General features: G+C 70.0%; 1 protein-coding gene. It reads right to left on the bottom strand.

Features of this window, described 5'->3' with window-relative positions; translation table 11 throughout:
- On the bottom strand, nucleotides 1-929 hold a 929-nt coding region (locus tag C1I95_RS34150), incomplete at both ends, for a WxL protein peptidoglycan domain-containing protein (protein ID WP_233514078.1).

Here is a 929-nt window from a genome sequence, read left to right as displayed (position 1 = left end):
TGCCGGCGTCGCCGGGTGATGAACCGGACGGTGAGGACGAGCGCCACGAGGATGACGGCGAGGGCCAGTTGGGACCAGGGGAAGGTCCAGACCGTGACGGTGGTCGTGGTCTGCCGGATGTCGGCGTCGGTGGGGTTGCCGCTGACGATGGCGGGGGTCACGTCGATGGTCGTGCGTAGTGGGCCCAGGCCCCAGATTCCGGTGACGCGGGCGTCGACGTTGCGGCTGCCGCCGGGGAGTAGTTCCTCGACCTCGGCGGGGGTGTTTCGTTCGAGCAGGCCGAACAGTTCGGTGACGGTGGTGTGGCCGGTGCCGGTCACCGCGACGTTGCCGTCGTTGGTGGCGGTGTAGCTGAGTGTGATGCGGCCGGCGGAGAAGGGGTTCCATGAGGGGTGGTAGTTGGCGGTGAGGTCGCTGATCGCGACGGCGGCGGTGACGGTGCCGCTGGCCCGGAGCATGACTCGGAAGCCGACCCGGCTTTCGACGGCGACCGTGCCGCCGGTGCTGGTGACGGTGGCCGCGATGCCGGCCGGGTGGTCGCCGGGCGTGGCGTCGTCGGGTGCGGTGATGGTGAACGGCACCACCTTGGTCTGCTTGGCTCCGACGGTGACTTTCGCCTGCACGTCGATCCAGGTGCCGCCGTCGACCGACTTCTCGTTGGACGGGAGCATGTTGAAGCGTCCCTTGTCGGTGAGGTAACCGTCGGCGGCTTTCAACGCGAAGACCACCGGGGAGTCGCTGAAGTTGCGTACCGCCACGTGTTCGGTGATCACCTGGCCGGGGTCGAGGGTGGCCTCGATCCACCGGCGGCCGTCCGGGCCCTTCTGGTCGGCCGGCTGCACCGACCAGGTCACCGTCGGGCTGGTCGGCTCCGCCACCGCGGCGGCGGGCGCGATCGGCACGGTCACCAGCACCGCAGCCAACACGGC

Origin of the sequence: Micromonospora craterilacus (genome assembly GCF_003236315.1) — a bacterium.
GTDB classification, from domain to species: Bacteria; Actinomycetota; Actinomycetes; order Mycobacteriales; family Micromonosporaceae; genus Micromonospora; species Micromonospora craterilacus.
Note: the sequence above shows the minus strand (reverse complement) of the source record. Positions and strands in the feature narration are given on the sequence as shown.